The following is a 16649-nucleotide window of genomic DNA, read 5'->3' on the forward strand; positions in this document are numbered from 1 at the left end:
CAGAGATTGGTCTTGCGGGAAAGGCAGGAATAACATTCGCGGCATTCCGGGGTGTAGAGCGGAATGACGTGGTCGCCCTTCTTGACCGAGGTGACGCCGGGACCGACATCGACGACGATGCCGGCGCCCTCATGGCCGAGAATGGCGGGAAACAGGCCCTCGGGATCGGCGCCCGACAGGGTGAAATCATCGGTGTGGCAAATGCCCGTCGCCTTGACCTCGACCAGCACCTCGCCGGCCTTCGGTCCCTCCAGCTGCACGGTCATCACCTCAAGCGGTTTGCCTGCCTGAACGGCAACGGCGGCGCGAACGTCCATGGGGTTTCCTTTCGATTGTTACCAAATTTGCCGCGGCGCGGCCGTGACACGCGAGTGTCAGATTGCGGAAGAATGAGGTGTGTTTTGATCGGCTGTTGGCGCCGAGGAGACGGTCGAGCTTCGCCGCGCGGGCTCACTGCAAACGAGCGACATTGCAAGCGAACGCATTTATAGATCCTCCCAATGCGCGCTTACGGCGGCTTTATTCCTGCCTTCCAAGCGCGCCATCTTTCGTTAACATACCATTTCGTATTTGCATACCGAAAAGTATCCGAAAGCCGAAAACCAACTCGGGTGCCCATCCCAGGCCGGACGGCATAAAGGTTGCCCATACGGAAAAATACCGTCGCTTTGCGGCGACGGTATCCTTTCGGGAAGTGACCCTACGGTCCGGATGGCGTTTGATCAGCCTTGGTGCTCGCGGCCTTCAACCTGAATCACGAGATCGACCTCATCACCGATCATTCCGAGCGCTGCCTTCATGCCGAAATCGCTCCGCTTCACCTTGGTTGTCGCGCTGAAGCCGACAACGTGGCTTTTGTCCCACGGGTTCTGGCCTTCCTTATTGAACTTGACATCCAGCGCAGCGGACTTGGTGACGCCCGCAATGGTTAGGTCGCCAATAATTTGTCCCGTGGTGTCGGAGGTTTTCTTGAATTCCTTGCCAACGAAGGTGATTTCCGGAAATTCCGTCGCATTGAACCAATCGGCGCCCTGGATGTCGCCGTCGCGCTGCTTGTTGTTCGTCGAGATCGAACCGACCGCGACTTTGACATCAAGGCTGCTTCCCTCGGGCTTCGTGGCATCGAATTCGAAAGCGCCTGAGAATTCCTGCGCCACGCCAATCACTTTCGAGAAGCCCAGGTGGTCGATGTAAAACGCGATTCCTGAATGGACCGGGTCGATGTCGAATTTGGTGGCCCAGGCGGGCGACACCGTTCCGGCGAGCGACGCCACCGAAAGCAACAATGCTGCAAATCTGTGTTTCATTTTCATTCTCCTCCTCAAGTTAAGCTGGAAAACTCGATCCATAGTCCAGGAACGCGACAGCGACCGCCAATGCGGCCGGAAGCAAGGCGAGGGACACATGGACGAAAAGACGCGGAAACGGCCGAGATACGGTAAGCATCCGGCAGACACGCTCCGAGAACATCGGCAGCACGACGCAGAGGGCGAGGATCGCAATGGCGATGGGATCGGCTTTGCGGGTGATCAATACCACCGTGTAAGCGACGGAAATCAATCCACCCAATGCTCCGGTCGCTGAAGCACCGCCGAAGCGGAAAACGGGGTTGACGACGTGCACGAGGAGAATGCCAAAGCAGCCCGCTGCGAGAATGAGACAGAGTTGAAATGAGGAGGACGACGCACCCAGAAGAGTTATCGGCGCGAAGCCGAGCGCGAGCACGGCAACGACGCCGCCCCGCTTCACATCATCTTCCGGGCCAGCCGTCGCCCCGGGCAAGATGAGCCACATTAAAACCACGCCCGCTGCCGCCGCAGCCACCACTTCCCAAGACGCCACCCCCAAACGGGGCAGGCCAATATAAACAGCGGCCGCTGCCGGCAGAAAAAGGGAAACAACTCGAACCGCGGGTTGGGCAGCGATCTCGACCGCGAAGCCGACTATCGTCCCGAGAACAATCACGTAGAACACCTTGTTGACCGCCCCGACGGGCGGAAAAGCCGGCACTTTGTTGTAGACGAGCCAATAGGCTGCCAGCAATGCAGCGGGCATTAAAAGGTCGGTAAGGCGCATCAGGCCGTGCCAGCGCAGCAGACCCGACGCAAAAATGCCGACGAGCACCATGGCGAGCAGCGACGCGGCCAGCGCCTCCTGCGGGGAGTTGCCAAATCCAAGCATGCGAAATTTTCCGAATTGCGAGATGTATATCCTGCAGCGCCAGCCCGCTAATACGGGACACGCGCACCAAGAAAACCGGGCCCTAGCCTTCGGCTTGCGTGCGTCGACAGCTCACTGTCAATCGCCTTTGCTCATAATCCCCCCTTAGCCCGCATATTCCTCAACAGCGGTCGCCGCAGTCTTCAACTTAAATACCAAATGGTTTTTACATACCAGTCGGACTTTGAATGAAACCTAGTCTTTGAATTTTCAGATGTCAAGCTCGCTATAGACGCAAAAGCGGGTGGTTTGTCCCCGCTGCGTGGCAGCTTCCGATGATCGATAGAATGTTTCGAGGTTGAGTGCGCGTGCGACGCCGAAAGTCAGAGCCGCGCGTTTCTCATGTCGACGGCAGATGGTCTCTGTCAGGCTTTTGCCAGGACGCCGGGCGTGGTTGCCCGCGACGACCGGTACATGTCTCGTAAGACGACCCGGACCATGTCCCCAGGCGCTCCGTCCTTGAGGAAGCTCGAAATACCGCCATAGGTGAGCTCGAGAACGATACCGCCGATATAGAATGGGCTCGCAGGGGATTGCACGACGAGATCCAACTTGTCGATAAGGATCTTACCTACGCCCTCCCACTGATCCCGGAAAAGTTTGATGTGACGATCTCCCAACGTATGATCATGCTGTGCCATGCGCAGCAGCTCGATCGCCAACATTCCCCACTTGCGGTCATCTCCACGGTTGTTCGCCCACGTTGCGAGAATGTCGATGAGGTCCATCGGGTCATCGCATTTCCCGAGAATTTCCGTCAGCTGGACCACGTCGCCACCGGCATTGCCGGCGAGGAGCTGGAGGAAGATGTCTTCCTTATTGGCAAAGTTCGAATAGAACGCCCCTTTCGAATAACCGGCCTCCTCGGCGATCCGTTCAATCGAAGCCCCAGCGTAACCGTAGCGTGCCATGACTTCATAAGCGGACGCTAGAAGCTTCTCTTTCGTTCGAGCCTGACTTTGCTCACGTGTCAGTCGTGCCATTCGCAATTCCCGTTCTCGCGTATCCAGACACCGAGGCGTACCTCAAAATGCAGCGATCATACAAGAGCCGTTAACAGACAAATGAGTGCCCAGAAGATCGGATACTCCGGCCCCATCTTCTGCCAGCGCCAGTTCATGCCGTTGATCTTCACGACCGCGTATCCGGCTCCGAGCAGCACCAAAGCACCGAAAACAGCTGCAACCCTGGGATAAACAGAAAGAATCAATCCCGCCGCCGCGCATGCCTCCGCAACGATGGTAACGCCAACGAAAAGCTTGCCAGGTTTGAAACCTGCCGCTTCGAATGTTCCTCCGGCTTTCTCATGGTGCAGGCCCTTGCCGATGAGATGTGGAATGAACCAGACGCCGCAGAGAATGCGGAGCCAGTCAACCAAAACGAAATCCATTTTTCCTCCTTGACGCCGGCCGCCGCCGGGTCGGCGAGGATAGTTGCCATTCCCCGCTTGCCTTTTCAGATACTAAACGGTATTCACAATCCAATTGGAATGTCAATGCGACGCAATTTTTGAGTTTGGGAGGAATACCGATGGAACTGATGCGTGCCGCCCGGCTTCATGCCGTGGGTCAGCCGATGAGCATCGACGAGGTCGAGCGTCCGAAGGCCACCGGCAGTGACGTGATCGTGCGCGTGAGAGCCTGCGGAATGGTTCCGAATCTCGCGAACGTTCTGGCCAATTGGGAGACTTGGTATCCGCAGATGCCGCTACCGCCGCGGCCGGCGATTCACGGCCTCGATCCGAGTGGCGTGGTCCACGAGGTGGGTCCTCAGGTTGTCGGCCTTAAGCCAGGCGACAGGGTTTATGTGAATCCCGGACGTTTCTGCGGCACATGCCATCATTGTTCTTCAGGCAAGCCGCAGGCCTGCGAATATTGGACGCTTGGCGGGTACTTCGGCTACAATCAAAAAAGCATGGAAATGTTCGCCCGCTATCCTTACGGCGGGTTCGGCGAATTCATGCTCGCCCCGCAGGCGCAGGTCATCAAAATCCCCGACAACATGACGTTCGTCCAGGGTTCCCGTATGGGTTATCTCGGCACCTCCTACGCCGCCCTTAAGAAATGCGGTCCGCTGATGGGCAAGACTTTGATCATCAACGGCGCCACCGGAACGCTCGGCTTGGGTGCGACGCTGTTCGCGTTGGCGATGGGTGTTGCGAAGATTTATGCCGTGGCCAGGGGCGAGGGGCTTCTTGAACGGCTGAAAGCGATCGCGCCGGACCGGATCGTCACCTTTTCGAACGTGAAGGGATCCTCAGGAGCCTTCGTCAAGGCGCAGACCAACGGGAGCGGGGCGGACCTGATGCTCGATACGCTCGGCGCCAAGGCGCCGCTCGACTCCATGCTGGACGCCATGGGTGGCGTCAAACGGGGAGGCCGCATCGTCAACATCGGCGGCACGTCTGGGGCTTTGCCTGTCGACGTCAAATGGTGGATGGACGAGCAGATGGAACTGATCGGCTCGGTATGGTTCACGGCCGCAGAAGGGATGGAGATTGCAGCGATGGTCGAAGCAGGGATCATCGATATGTCGGTCATGTCGCCGATGGTGTCGCCGCTGGAGAAGATCAATGACGCCATTTCCGGAGTCGGAAAGGACGAAGGTGGCTTCATCTACTACGCTGTCGAACTGTAGCGGAGTTCCAATGGAGCGGCCTAGTTGCTGATCGGCCGCCTGCCGTTCTGAAAGCCGGGCGCGGTGTCCGGCCAAATAGGAGGAAGAAGCAATGGCAAGTGTCTGCATACATCCCTATGTCGATGGGGGATTGAAGAAGGGCGGCGGCCTGTTCGCCGGAGGCACTCTCATATGCGAGTGCACGACCAAGCCGGTTAAGGTGAAGATTAAGGGCGATATCGCCCATAATCATGCCTGTGGCTGCACCAAGTGCTGGAAACCAGTAGGCGCAAACTTCTCGATTGTTGCCGTGGCACCCACGGAAGCCGTGGAAGTCGTTGAGAACGGCGATAAGCTCACGGTCGTCGATGCAACAGCCCTCATCCAGCGACATGCCTGCAAGGAGTGCGGTGTCCATATGCATGGGCCGGTGGAGCGGGATCATCCGTTCAAGGGCTTATCCTTCGTCCATCCTGAGCGTTTCGAAGAAGAAGGATGGGCCGAACCCGGATTTGCCGCGTTCGTGTCCTCAATCATCGAGGCCGGATATGACCCTTCGAAGATGAACGCAGTCCGCGAGCGGCTCATCGAGCTGGATCTTGCGTCTTATGACTGCCTCTCACCTGGTCTGATGGACTACATCGCCACGTGGACGGCAAAGAAAAGTGGTGTGCTGGCGGCGTAGGCGCAAGGAGCCGGGCAGCGACCCGGTTCCTCTGCTTATTCGTTTGATGTGAATGTCTGATTTCCCTTGGCTGGCGGGGCTGCTCGGAAGGTTCCATAATTCAGCTTATGCCGCTTTTGCACTATAAAGTTGCTTATATACGTTTATGCAATTTAGTGGATTCACCTCCCGGTGTTTGAAGACGCGACAAGCGGATCAGAGCTCACGCATTCGCCCGTTGGTCGTGGGGAAGGATCGCGCAGCGTAACGGTCGAAACAAAGCAGCCCACGGGTCTGATGACCCAGGCGCCGCATCGAGCCCATGCTCACCATCCCACAGGTGCGGATGTCCGGCCCATCATTGGGCACGCTTTGTCTTACAGGGAAATCGGCAACAACATAGCCCCGGCGAGCACGCCGTTGATGAACGAAACCGCCTTCCTATAATGCCGTTGTCTTGCCTGCGCCCCGCGGAGCGCGACAAGCCGCTTGATCCCTGCCTATAGCCTGCGATCAGCCAAAGAACGCACGCAGCCGAGAAAAAAAGCCGCCTGGCTTGTGGTCTGCCAACGCTCGCAAGCGGCGAGCGACCAATGCTGCGCTGACATGTTCACCAAAACGGCAGAAGCAGACAACATCATGCAGTTGGTGGTCGCTCAGTTCGAAGAACCGTTTGGCTTCGCCGTAGCTATCGTTTTCCATTCCCGCCGCCCGCAGGACTGGATCGGCAAATGCAACAGAGATCGGACTGTCGTCGCCCCGCATCGCCATCCGCTCTGTTAGCGGCTGGTATTCGGTTTCGTGAAGCGTCCTAAGAAACTGCCTGGGACTGCGTTCGAGAATTTCAGCCCACCGTTCAAGCCGCTCGCGCCGCGTTGTTTCAAGGTGTGCATAGGTCGGGCTGACCTTTGCTATGGTTTTCAACTGCTCAAGTGCATGCTGTTCCATTTCGGCCTCCTATCTTCAGAAAATAGATGGTCCGCTCCCAATAACAGCTTCACTCAGGAAGCAACCCGTGTCCAATCACGATTGGGAACAGCAGCGACTACTGTTCGCCTATTGCTTACCGAACAGAGATTTATGCTGCAAATCGGCCAATTGTTGCTCAACGACGGCAGAAAAGATCTCTTCAAGACATCGGCCGGCATGGAACCCAATCTTTTAGGAAATCGTAAATTCGATGGCGCCTCAATCTAGACATGCAGGGCGCTTCCCAAAGCTTTCAGGGCCGCCTCCATCACCGCTTCGCTGCGGGTCGGATGCGCATGGATGGTGCCGGCGATGTCTTCCAGACGTGCACCCATCTCGATCGCCAGCGCAAAAGCCGCCGAGAGCTCGGAGACGCCGGCTCCCACCGCCTGCAGGCCGAGCACGAGATTGGTGTCGGCACGGGCTACGACGCGCACGAAGCCTTCTTCGGACAACATCGTCATCGCCCGCCCGTTGGCGCTGAACGGAAACTGGCCGGTGCGAATGTCATAGCCTTGCGCCTTCGCGTCTGCCGGCGACAGGCCGGCGCTGACGATCTCCGGGTCGGTGAAGCAGATGGCGGGAATGCAGCGTTTGTCCCAGGCCCGCTTCTTGCCCGCGCTGATTTCCGCCACCATCTCGCCTTGGGCCATGGCCCGATGGGCCAGCATCGGCTCGCCGGTCACGTCGCCGATCGCATAGATGCCGCGCATCGAGGTGCGGCAACGATCATCGATCCTCAGATAAGGGCCGGCACGATCGAGATCGAGTTCTTCGAGACCGGATCCCGCGGTCCTCGGGCGGCGGCCGACGGTGACGAGGATGCGGTCCGCCGCCAGGCTCTGCTGCCGGCCATCTGAGGTTTCGACGATCAATGCCTCGCCGTTGTCGGCAAGGCCGATCGCCTTGGCGCCGGTCAACACCCGGAGACCGCCTTCGGTCAGCTTGCGCATGACGGGCCGCACCAACTCGGCATCATAGAGCGGCAGCACCTGCGGCGTCGCCTCGACGACCGTCACTTCAGATCCCATTTTGGCAAAGGCGGTCCCGAGCTCCAGCCCGATATAACCGCCGCCGACCACGACGAGTTTTTTCGGCAGTTCCGTCAGCGACAGCGCCTCCGTCGAGGAAATGACCCGGCCACCGAAAGGCAGATTGGCAAGCTCCACCGGATCGGAACCGGTGGCAATGACGACGGTTTCGGCGCGGATGATCTGCTGGCCGGTTTCCGTCTCCACCTCCACCGTCTTGCCGTCGCGGAAGTGGGCTCGGCCATGGACGATCTTGACCCGCGCCTTCTGCAGCAGCCCCGAAACACCGTTGGTCAGCCGGCCGACGATGCCGTCCTTCCAGGCAATCGTTCTGCCGAGATCGATCGAGACGCCTTCGACGCGGATGCCCATCGGGTTCTTGCCGGCAAGCATCTTTTGCGTCGCGTCGAATTCCTCGGCGGCGTGGATCAGCGCCTTGGAGGGAATGCAGCCGACCGTCAGGCAGGTGCCGCCCGGCTTGCCGGCCTCGACGATGACGGTATCGATGCCGAGCTGTCCGGCGCGGATGGCGCAGACATAACCGCCCGGGCCGGCGCCGATGACGAGGAGCTTGCAGACAATCTCTTTCATGGATCAGCCTTCGATGAAAATGAGCGCCGGTGTTTCGAGGAGCGTGCGGATGCGCTGGACGAAGGTCGCCGCATCCCAGCCGTCGATGATGCGGTGATCGAAACTGGAGGAGAGGTTCATCCTCTTGCGCGGCACGAACTGCGCGCCGTCCCAGGCCGGCCGCGTGGCGATCTTGTTGACGCCGATGATCGCCACCTCGGGATGATTGATGATGGGTGTCGAGACGATGCCACCGAGCGCGCCGAGCGAGCTGATGGTGATGGTCGAGCCGGAAAGCTCATCGCGCGTCGCCGTCCCTGATCGTGCCGCTTCCGCCAGCCGGTTCATCTCGGCGGCACAATCCCAGATGCCGCGGGCTTCCGCATGCCGCACGACAGGCACGGTCAGACCGGCCGGCGTCTGCGTGGCGATGCCAATATGCACGGCACCATGGCGCGTGATGACGCCGGCATCGTCGTCGAAGGTGGCGTTGACGTCGGGCTGCTCGGAAATCGCCTTGACCAGCGCCCGCATCAGGAAGGGCAGAACCGTCAGCTTCGGATGATCAGGCCGGCGATCGCCGTTCATGGTGGCGCGCAACTCCTCGAGCGCGGTCATATCGACCTCCTCCACATAGGTAATGTGGGGGATGCGCGAAGTGGAAAGCACCATCTTCTCGGCGATGCGGCGGCGCAGGCCCGTCAGCTTGATCTCCTCGGTCGCCGTCTTCCTGGCAAAACCGTTCTTTGCCGCGGCAGGCGCGCTCCCCTGGGCGAGGAACTGCTCGATATCCTCACGCAGGATACGCCCGGCCGGTCCTGTCCCCTGCACCTGCCTGAGGTCGACACCGCTTTCCCTGGCGAAGAGCCGCACGGAGGGAGCGGCCAGCGGCTTTTCCGCCGGCGCCGCCGCCGGCACTGGTGTCACCGCAGGCGCCGGCGCTACCAGAGCCGGCTTTGCAATCTCGGGCTTGGCGGCTTCGGCGACAGGCGTCTGCGAAATCCGCACCGGTTGAGCCTCGCCGATATCTCCCGCCGCCTCGATCCGCACCAGCGGGGCCTTGACCGCGATGCGGTCTCCGACCTCGCCGGCGAGCCAGATGACGGTGCCATTGACGGGAGAGGGAATTTCCACGGTGGCCTTGTCGGTCATGACGGCGGCGATCACCATGTCCTCGCGGACGGGATCGCCTGTCTTCACGTGCCATTCCACAATCTCGGCCTCGGCGACCCCTTCCCCGACATCCGGCATCTTGATGATGAATTCGCCCACGGCTCAGGCCTCCATGACTTCGGCAAGCGCCCGCCCGACACGGCCGGGACCGGGGAAATAGTCCCACTCCTGCGCATGCGGATAGGGCGTGTCCCAACCGGCAACGCGCACGACCGGCGCTTCGAGATGATAGAAGCAATGCTCCTGCACCAGTGCTGCGACCTCGGCGCCGAAGCCGGAGGTCAGGGTTGCCTCATGCACGACGACGCAACGGCCGGTCTTGGAGACCGATTGGACGATCGTATCGAGATCGAGCGGCAGCAGGCTTCTCAAATCGATCACCTCGGCATCGATGCCGGCATCCTCGGCCGCGGCAAGCGCCACATGCACCATCGTGCCATAGGCAACCACGGTCACCGCCGATCCAACGCGCCGCACTTCGGCCTTACCGATCGGGATGGTGTAATGGCCATCGGGCACCTCGCCGAGATCGTGTTTCGACCAGGGCGTCACCGGCCGCTCGTGATGACCGTCGAATGGGCCGTTATAGAGCCGCTTGGGCTCCAGAAACATGACCGGATCAGGATCCTCGATCGCCGCGATCAGCAGGCCTTTGGCGTCATAGGGGTTGGACGGCACGATGACCTTCAACCCACAGACATGGGTAAAAAGCGCTTCCGGGCTTTGGCTGTGCGTCTGGCCGCCGAAGATGCCGCCGCCTGTGGGCATACGCACGACGATCGGGCAGGTGAAATCGCCGTTGGAACGGTAGCGGATGCGCGCCGCCTCCTGCGTCAGCTGGTCATAGGCCGGGTACATATAGTCGGCGAACTGGATTTCGACACACGGCTTCAGCCCATAGGCCGCCATGCCGATCGCCGTGCCGACGATGCCGGATTCGCTGATCGGCGTATCGAAGCAGCGCGTCCTGCCGTATTTTGCCTGCAGGCCCTGCGTCGAGCGAAAGACGCCGCCGAAATAACCGACATCCTCGCCGAAAACGACGACATTGTCGTCCTTCGCCATCGAGACATCCATGGCGCTGCGCACCGCCTCGATCATCGTCATCCTGGCCATGTCAGTACCCCGCCTTCTGCCGCTGGCGGCGGATATGCGGCGGCATCTCGGCATAGACGCCCTCGAAAATGTCGCGCACCGAAGGCCTGCCGCCGGCATGCAGCGTGCCATGCGTCTCGGCCTGGCGCTGCGCCTCGATCACCTCGTCCATGATTTCGGCTTCGGCCTGCACATGCCGCTCCTCCGACCAAACACCCTTGACGATCAGATGTTTCTTCAGCCGCAGCACGGGATCGCCGAGCGGCCAGACCTCAGATTCCGTCTTCGGCCGATAGGCGCTCGGATCGTCGGAGGTCGAATGCGCGCCGACGCGATAGGTGACATATTCGATCAGCGTCGGGCCGAGATTGCGGCGCGCCCGTTCGGCTGCCCAGCGGGCGACGGCATGGACGGCGAGATAGTCGTTGCCGTCGACACGCAGCGCCGGAATGCCGAAGCCAAGACCGCGGGCGGCAAAGGTGCCGGAGCCGCCGCGGGCGATACCCTGAAAAGTGGAGATCGCCCATTGATTGTTGACGATGTTGAGGATGACGGGCGCCTTATAGGTCGAGGCGAAAACGAGCGCGGAGTGGAAATCCGATTCCGCCGTCGATCCGTCACCGATCCAGGCCGCGGCAATGCGGCTGTCGTTCTTGATCGCCGAGGCCATCGCCCAGCCGACGGCCTGCACATATTGGGTGGCGAGATTGCCCGAGATGGTGAAGAAGCCGTGCTCCTTGGAGGAATACATAATCGGCAGTTGCCGGCCGCGTAAGGGATCGCTCTCGTTCGAGTAGATCTGGTTCATCATCTCGACCATCGGATAGTCGTCGGCAATCAAAAGGCCCGCCTGGCGGTAGGTCGGGAAATTCATGTCTCCCTTCTCGAGCGCCTTGCGGAAGGCGCAACTGACCGCTTCCTCGCCGAGATGCTGCATGTAGAAGGAGGTCTTGCCCTGCCGCTGCGCCATCAGCATGCGGGCGTCGAAGGCCCGCAGCTTCATCATGTTGCGAAGCCCGGTCAGCAGCTGTTCATCGGAGAGCGACCCCGCCCAGGGGCCGACCGCCTCGCCGTCGCGGTTCAAAACGCGGATGATCGAATAGGCGAGATCGCGGATGTCTTCCGACGCGACATCCACCTCCGGCCGCGGCACCGAGCCGGCCTTGGCAATCTTGACGTTGGAAAAATCAGGCTGGCCGCCGGGGCGGACGGCGGGTTCGGGGACATGCAGGCTCAAACGAGCGGAATCCACCATATTTTTTCTTCCTCCCTGTGCCGGCCGTGCTCCCCTCCCCGGAAGCAGAGCCGGGTGGTTCCTATAGATTGCGGGCGATCACCATGCGCTGCACATCGCTCGTTCCTTCATAGATCTGGCAAATGCGCACATCGCGGTAGATGCGCTCGACTGGATAATCGGCCATATAGCCATAACCGCCGTGGATCTGGATCGCGTCGGAGCAGACGCGCTCGGCCATCTCCGAGGCAAAGAGTTTTGCCATCGAGGCTTCCGACAGGCAGGGCAGCTCGGCTTCCCTGAGAGCGGCGGCATGGAAGACGAGCTGGCGCGCCGCCTCGATCCGCACCGCCATATCGGCAAGGCGAAAGGCAACGGCCTGATGTTCGAAAATCGGCTTGCCGAAGGCCGTACGCTCCCTGGCGTAGTCGCGCGCTGCCTCGAAGGCCGCCCGCGCCATGCCGACCGCCTGCGCGGCAATGCCGATCCGCCCGCCCTCGAGATTGGCAAGCGCGATGCGATAACCTTCGCCTTCGGCACCGAGCCTCAAATCCGCAGGAATGCGCATGGCGTTGAAGGCGATCTGGCAGGTATCGGTGGAATGCAGCCCGAGCTTTTCCTCGACGCGGATCACCTCGTAGCCCGGCGTCTCCGTCGGCACGATGAAGGCGGTGATGCCTTTCTTGCCGGCGTCGGGATCGGTGACGGCGAAGACGATGATGACATCGCCGTTCTTTCCCGAGGTGATGAATTGCTTGGCGCCGTCGATCACGTAGTGGTCGCCATCGCGCCGCGCCCTTGTCTTCAGGTTCGAGGCATCGGAACCGGCCTGCGGCTCGGTCAGCGCAAAACCGCCGATCCATTCGCCGCTGGCAAGCTTCGGCAGGAAGCGCTGCCGCTGCTCCTCGGTGCCGAATTTCAGGATCGGCACGCAGCCGACGGAACTGTGCACGCTCATGATCGTCGAACAGGGCCCGTCGCCGGCGGCAATCTCCTCAAGTGCGGCGGCATAGGCGACCACACCCGTATCCGAGCCGCCATAAGTCTCCGGCACCAGCATGCCGAGCAGCCCGAGTTCACCCATTTCCTTCAGTTCCTCGCGCGGGAAGATATGCTCCCGATCGCGTTTGGCTGCCCCAGGCGCCAGCCGGTCGCGAGCAAAATCGCGGGCGAGATCTGCGATCTGCTGCTGGAGGTCGGAAAGGATCATCTGTTCTCTCCTCCTATTGCCGTTCGATGGCGACGGCCGTCGCCTCGCCGCCGCCGATGCAGAGGGCGGCCATGCCGCGCTTGAGGCCGTAGCGCTCCAGCGCCGCAAGCAGCGTTACCAGGATCCGGGCTCCCGATGCGCCGATCGGGTGGCCGAGCGCGCAGGCGCCGCCATGCACATTGACCTTTTCATGCGGCAGGTCGAGATCGCGCATCGCCGCCATGGCGACGACAGCGAAAGCCTCGTTGATTTCGAAGAGATCGACCTCCGACAGCGGCAAGCCGGTGCGATCGGACAGTTTCTGCAGCGCGCCGATCGGTGCGGTGGCGAAAAGATTGGGCGCCTGTGAATGGGTGGCATGGCCGAGGATCGTGGCAAGCGGCTTGAGGCCGCGACGCTCCGCCTCGGAGCGGCGCATCAGCACCAGGGCTGCCGCGCCATCGGAGATCGAGCTGGAATTGGCCGCCGTCACCGTGCCGCCGTCACGAAAGGCCGGCTTCAGCGTCGGGATCTTGTCGAGCTTTGCTTTGCCCGGCTGTTCGTCGCGGCTCGCCACCTGCTCTGATTTGCCCGATTTCACCGTGACCGGCACGATCTCGCTGTCGAAACAGCCTTCGGCAATGGCCTTCTGCGCCCGCGTCAGCGAGGCGATGGCGTAGGCATCCTGCGCCTCGCGCGTGAACTGATAGGCCTCGGCGCAATCCTCCGCGAAGCTGCCCATCAAGCGCCCCTTGTCATAAGCATCCTCCAGCCCGTCGAGAAACATGTGATCCACGACACGCCCATGGCCGAGCCTGTAGCCGCCACGGGCCTTGTCAAGGAGATAGGGCGCATTGGTCATGCTTTCCATGCCGCCCGCGACGGCTATCGAGCCACTACCGGCGGCGATCAGGTCGTGCGCCATCATCACCGCCTTCATGCCCGAGCCGCACATCTTGTTGACGGTGCTGGCCGCGGTCGCAAAAGGCAGCCCGGCATGGATCGCCGCCTGGCGCGCCGGCGCCTGGCCCTGGCCAGCCGGTAGCACGCAACCGAAGACGACCTCCTCGATCGCCTCGGCCGCGACGCGGCTGCGCTCGAGTGCGGCGCGGATCGCCGTTGCTCCGAGCTCCGGCGCTGTCGCCTCCTTCAGCTCTCCCTGAAAGCTGCCGATCGGGGTGCGCGCCGCACCGACGATGACGATGGGATCCTGCAAAACCATTTTTCCTCCTTGGGGCAACGTGTTCACCTCGCCCCCATCCGCAATGCGCCGTCGAGGCGGATGACCTCGCCGTTCAGCATGTTGTTTTCCAAGATATGGCGCACCAGCCCGGCAAATTCCGCCGGCCGGCCGAGCCGCGGTGGAAAGGGCACGCTCTGGCCGAGTGACGCCTGAACTTCGGCCGGCATATCAGCGATCATCGGCGTCTCGAAAATACCGGGTGCGATCGCGACGACGCGAATGCCGTGGCGGGCAAGCTCTCGGGCGATCGGCAAGGTCATCGCCGCCACCCCGCCCTTGGAGGCAGCATAGGCCGCCTGGCCGATCTGACCGTCGAAGGCCGCAACCGAGGCCGTATTGACGATCACGCCGCGTTCGCCTTCGGCATCCGGCTGCGTCTTCTCGATCGCCGCGGCGGCAAGCCGAATCATGTTGAACGTGCCGATGAGATTGATCCCGACCGTGCGCGCAAAACTTTCGAGCCGATGCGGCCCGTCGCGGCCGATCACTTTTTCGGCCGGTGCGACGCCGGCGCAATTCACCAAACCGCGTAAGTCCCCGAAGGCTTCGAGGGCTGCAGCGATCACTGCGGCTGCTTCCTCGCCATCCGTCACGTCGGCCTTGACGAAACGGGCGTCGCTGCCGAATTCCCGGACGATTTGCTCACCGGCTTCCTCGTTGAGATCGGCGATCGTCACCCGTCCGCCGGCCTCCACGATCATACGCGCCGTTGCCGCTCCGAGGCCGGAGCCGCCGCCGGTTACGATGAAACTTGCACTTGGGATCAGCATAAATGTTCCTCCCTGCCGGCCGCGCCCTCCTCCAAGCGCAACCGACGGGTAGGATTCTATTCGCTCCACCTATTGCAAGCGATGACAGAACTGCTCCATTATTTCGGCCAGTTTTGCCATAGAGAGTGCGATGGCCGAAATCGAGCGACGGATGATTGCGCCGGCCTTTGTCGAGGAAGCCCTCGACAGCCTGCGGCGGCTGGATAAGCCGACAGAGCCTGTTCTTGCGCGCGCGGGGCTGCTGCCGCGGGTCGACCAGCCAGTGTCGGCCGAGACCTATGGTGCGCTCTGGCTGGCCATCGCCGCCGAGCTCGACGACGAATTCTTCGGCATGGGCGGCCGGCCGATGCGCAGCGGCAGCTTCACGCTGCTCTGCCACTCTGTACTGCATGCGCCGACGCTAGGTCATGCGCTTCGCCGGGCGCTACGCTTCCTCGATGTCGTGCTCGACGACCCCAGGGGACAGCTTGTCATCCGCGACGGCCTGGCCGAGGTCGAGCTCAGGGATTCCGGCGGCCCGCGTTCGGCCTTCGCCTACCGCACCTATTGGATCATCCTGCACGGCATCATCTGCTGGCTGGTCGGCCGGCGCATTCCGATCCGGCTCGTCGATTTCCGCTGCGCCGAGCCGAAACAAGGCGCCGACTACCGGCTGTTCTTCGGTGCGCCGGTGCGTTTCTCGCAAGCCATCAGCCGGCTCGGCTTCGACAGCGCCCTGCTCGACCTGCCGATTTCACGCAGCGAACAGGCGCTCAAACAGTTCCTGCGCGGCGCCCCCGCCAATATCCTGGTGCGCTATCGCTATGATGCCGGCATCGCCGCCGCCGTCCGTCGGCGCTTGAGCCAGGCGACACCCGCCATGTGGCGGAGCTTCACCGAACTCGCCGCCGACATGCGCATGCCGCCTTCGACGCTCCGCCACCGCCTGCACGACGAGGGACAAAGTTATGCCGCCATCAAGGACGACATCCGCCGCGATCTCGCCGTCGAGCTGCTACTGGGTACACCGAAAACCATCGGCGAGATCGCCGTTCAGCTCGGCTATTCCGAGCCGAGCGCCTTCTTCCGCGCGTTTCGGAAATGGATGGGCAAGAGCCCCGAGGGCTTTCGTCGGGACGGAGCGGAAATCGAGGGCATGTCAGTCGACTCGGTTGACCCGCCCTGACTGGCCACGTGCTTTCGCGAACATGGCGGCAATCCTCATCACGAAGGACTTGCTGAAGCGACCAAGAACCTCCTGATGAGGCTCGATGTACCAGGAGCGCTCGACGATATCGTAATTGTATTCGTCGACGACGATCCAACTCTGTTTGAGATCACCGAGACCGGCGCGCCGGCGTTCGATATCGGGAATTTCCAGCCCAATCCTTCCCACCTCCGGCGGCTGTGTGGTGATTGCCAGAAGGACGAGATGCGTGTTTCCGTCGCTCGCACTGCGCATCGCGATGATGACACAGACCGGGCGCTGTTTGCGCCCCTCGGTCTCACCACGCTGCTATTGCCATGCCCAGAGATAGGGATAGGCCATCACCTCGCCAGGACGAAACTCACGGTTCATCGTCATAGCTTTCACCGCGCGCCAGCCGCTCAATCGCCTCGCCGAACAATTCGGCATGCTCGTCCGGCATCTCCGAAATGTGATGGGCACGACGCGGGTCCCCGCCGCTGCGCATCCGCTGATAGTGCTCATAGCTCATCAGCACGAAACGCGGCTTGTTGTGGCGGGTGAGAACGACCGGCTCGCGGCTCGCGACGTCCGTGACATCGCCGATCTGTTTGTTAAGATCACCTGTCGTGAACTGTCGCATGAATATAGCCTCCGGTTTAATTTCCATATATTCCATATTTTCCATCTTTTCAAGAAAATGGCGTTCA

General features: G+C 61.4%; 16 protein-coding genes and 2 pseudogenes. 3 read left to right on the forward strand and 15 right to left on the reverse strand.

What is annotated here, in order from left to right; translation table 11 throughout:
* The 5 genes from CO667_RS27380 to CO667_RS27400 form a co-directional block, all read right to left on the reverse strand.
* Positions 1-317, reverse strand: a 317-nt coding sequence (locus tag CO667_RS27380; protein ID WP_179874174.1) for an alcohol dehydrogenase catalytic domain-containing protein, incomplete at its 3' end; no start/stop codon positions are given.
* A gap of 405 nt (positions 318-722) precedes the next feature.
* Entirely contained in the window at positions 723-1307 is a 585-nt protein-coding gene (locus CO667_RS27385; protein ID WP_097621336.1) for a YceI family protein, read from the reverse strand.
* Positions 1308-1326: 19 nt separating this feature from the next.
* The gene (locus tag CO667_RS27390) at positions 1327-2181 is read right to left on the reverse strand and encodes a hypothetical protein (RefSeq protein WP_097621337.1); all 855 of its coding nucleotides are present in this window, start codon (positions 2179-2181) and stop codon (positions 1327-1329) included.
* 404 nt (positions 2182-2585) lie between these two features.
* Positions 2586-3203: a TetR/AcrR family transcriptional regulator gene (locus tag CO667_RS27395; protein ID WP_097621338.1), complete on the reverse strand. Its 618-nt coding sequence runs from the start codon at positions 3201-3203 to the stop codon at positions 2586-2588.
* Between the two features lie 56 nt (positions 3204-3259).
* Positions 3260-3610 (reverse strand): DoxX family protein, encoded by a 351-nt coding sequence (locus CO667_RS27400; protein WP_097621339.1) that lies wholly within the window; start codon positions 3608-3610, stop codon positions 3260-3262.
* A gap of 140 nt (positions 3611-3750) precedes the next feature.
* On the opposite strand from CO667_RS27400, the gene CO667_RS27405 reads away from it, so the two are divergent.
* Complete coding sequence (locus CO667_RS27405; RefSeq protein WP_097621340.1) at positions 3751-4857, forward strand: alcohol dehydrogenase catalytic domain-containing protein; 1107 nt, start codon at positions 3751-3753, stop codon at positions 4855-4857.
* Between the two features lie 91 nt (positions 4858-4948).
* On the forward strand, positions 4949-5521 hold the full coding sequence (gfa, locus tag CO667_RS27410) for an S-(hydroxymethyl)glutathione synthase (RefSeq protein ID WP_097621341.1): 573 nt from the start codon (positions 4949-4951) through the stop codon (positions 5519-5521).
* 492 nt (positions 5522-6013) lie between these two features.
* Here gfa and CO667_RS27415 read toward each other — a convergent pair whose 3' ends face one another.
* The 8 genes from CO667_RS27415 to CO667_RS27450 form a co-directional block, all read right to left on the reverse strand.
* Positions 6014-6448 (reverse strand): hypothetical protein, encoded by a 435-nt coding sequence (locus CO667_RS27415; protein ID WP_097621342.1) that lies wholly within the window; start codon positions 6446-6448, stop codon positions 6014-6016.
* 245 nt (positions 6449-6693) lie between these two features.
* On the reverse strand, positions 6694-8091 hold the full coding sequence (lpdA, locus tag CO667_RS27420) for a dihydrolipoyl dehydrogenase (RefSeq protein WP_097621343.1): 1398 nt from the start codon (positions 8089-8091) through the stop codon (positions 6694-6696).
* A gap of 3 nt (positions 8092-8094) precedes the next feature.
* On the reverse strand, positions 8095-9342 hold the full coding sequence (locus CO667_RS27425) for a dihydrolipoamide acetyltransferase family protein (protein WP_097621344.1): 1248 nt from the start codon (positions 9340-9342) through the stop codon (positions 8095-8097).
* Between the two features lie 3 nt (positions 9343-9345).
* Positions 9346-10359 (reverse strand): alpha-ketoacid dehydrogenase subunit beta, encoded by a 1014-nt coding sequence (locus tag CO667_RS27430; RefSeq protein WP_097621345.1) that lies wholly within the window; start codon positions 10357-10359, stop codon positions 9346-9348.
* Position 10360: 1 nt separating this feature from the next.
* Positions 10361-11593, reverse strand: coding sequence for a 3-methyl-2-oxobutanoate dehydrogenase (2-methylpropanoyl-transferring) subunit alpha (locus CO667_RS27435; RefSeq protein WP_097621346.1), 1233 nt, complete (start codon positions 11591-11593; stop codon positions 10361-10363).
* 61 nt (positions 11594-11654) lie between these two features.
* Positions 11655-12782 (reverse strand): acyl-CoA dehydrogenase family protein, encoded by a 1128-nt coding sequence (locus tag CO667_RS27440; RefSeq protein WP_097621347.1) that lies wholly within the window; start codon positions 12780-12782, stop codon positions 11655-11657.
* A gap of 13 nt (positions 12783-12795) precedes the next feature.
* Positions 12796-13983 carry an acetyl-CoA C-acyltransferase gene (locus tag CO667_RS27445; RefSeq protein WP_097621348.1) on the reverse strand — a complete coding sequence of 396 codons (1188 nt, stop codon included), beginning with the start codon at positions 13981-13983 and terminating at the stop codon, positions 12796-12798.
* A gap of 23 nt (positions 13984-14006) precedes the next feature.
* Positions 14007-14774 carry a 3-hydroxyacyl-CoA dehydrogenase gene (locus tag CO667_RS27450; protein ID WP_097621349.1) on the reverse strand — a complete coding sequence of 256 codons (768 nt, stop codon included), beginning with the start codon at positions 14772-14774 and terminating at the stop codon, positions 14007-14009.
* An 81-nt stretch (positions 14775-14855) separates the two neighbouring features.
* Between CO667_RS27450 and CO667_RS27455 the strand changes: the two are divergent.
* Positions 14856-15939 (forward strand): annotated as a pseudogene (locus CO667_RS27455) (AraC family transcriptional regulator).
* Here CO667_RS27455 and CO667_RS27460 read toward each other — a convergent pair.
* Together CO667_RS27460 and CO667_RS27465 are read right to left on the reverse strand one after the other, a co-directional pair.
* A pseudogene (locus tag CO667_RS27460) lies at positions 15913-16332 on the reverse strand (hypothetical protein). The pseudogenes CO667_RS27455 and CO667_RS27460 overlap by 27 nt on opposite strands.
* Entirely contained in the window at positions 16322-16582 is a 261-nt protein-coding gene (locus CO667_RS27465; RefSeq protein WP_097621458.1) for a type II toxin-antitoxin system prevent-host-death family antitoxin, read from the reverse strand. Before CO667_RS27465 ends, CO667_RS27460 begins: the two are co-directional and overlap by 11 nt.
* Between the last annotated feature and the right edge of the window lie 67 nt (positions 16583-16649).

The sequence above is a fragment of the Rhizobium sp. L43 genome (assembly GCF_002531725.1).
Classification (GTDB): Bacteria; Pseudomonadota; Alphaproteobacteria; order Rhizobiales; family Rhizobiaceae; genus Rhizobium.